The following is a 1,030-nucleotide window of genomic DNA, read 5'->3' on the forward strand; positions in this document are numbered from 1 at the left end:
GCGCCCCCTGGGCCTGGGGGGTGCCGCCCCCCGCCCCGCCCCCTCCCCCCCCCCCGCCCCGCGCGGGCCGCACGGGACGCTCTGGCAGGGCACATTCGGGCGGATGCTGAAGATCGCGGCGCCGCACGTCGGCGGCTAACGCACCACGACCATCGGGCAGGCCACGGTGTGCAGCAGGGCGTTGCTGACCGAGCCGAGCAGCATGCCGGTGAAGCCGCCGCGGCCTCGGCTGCCGACGACCAGCAGTTGCGCGCTCGCGGCGGCCGCGTGCAGGGCGGGCACCGGGCGGTCGGAGACCACGACGCGCCGGATGGCGACCTCCGGGTACTGCTGTTCGTATCCGGCGAGGCGTTCGGCCAGCACCGCTTCCTCCGTGGTTCGGACGGCCGCCCAGTCGGCGGGGATGGTGACGGCGCCCGCGTCGCACCAGGCGTGCACGGCGATCAGGTCGACCTCGCGGCGCGACGCCTCGATCAGGGCGAATTCCACAGCGGCCACGCTGTGTTCGCTGCCGTCGACGCCGACGACCACCGGTGCGCGGCGCGCGACGGCGTCGGTGGCCGAACTGTCGTGGACCACCGCGACCGGGCACCTGGCGTGCCGCACCACCGCGGTGGTGACCGAGCCGAGCATGCCGGGCAGGTAGACGCCGGAGCCTCGGCTGCCCAGCGCGATGACGCGGGCGCGGGCCGAGCGGTCGAGCAGGGCGGGGATCACCAGGTCGGGGCAGATCTCGGTGGTGACGGTGAGCTCCGCGTCGGCGGCTTCGGCTGCGATCCCGGCGGCCTCGGCGACCACGCGTTCGGCCTCGGCGCGCCGCCGGGTCCGTTCGGCCTCCGACAGGGTGCGGGTGGGGCCTGCGCAGTCGTCGGTGGAGGCGAACACGTGCAGCGGGGCGTCGTGCAGCGCGGCGGTGGCCCCCGCCCAGGCGGCCCCGGGGCCCGCCGGCCGGGCGCCCTCCACCCCGACCACCCCCGGCGCCGCCCCCCCCGTGTGGGCAGCCCCCAAAGTTAGTATAAGCCCCCCCCCC

1 protein-coding gene is annotated in these 1,030 nt (G+C 77.0%); it reads right to left on the reverse strand.

Annotated features, from left to right (window positions below; all coding sequences use genetic code 11):
- Positions 1-135: 135 nt before the first annotated feature.
- Positions 136-1,030: universal stress protein (locus tag QH283_RS00755; RefSeq protein WP_348538248.1), on the reverse strand; the 895-nt coding region annotated here is incomplete at its 5' end.

The organism is Nocardia farcinica, assembly GCF_029867845.1.
Classification (GTDB): domain Bacteria; phylum Actinomycetota; class Actinomycetes; order Mycobacteriales; family Mycobacteriaceae; genus Nocardia; species Nocardia farcinica_A.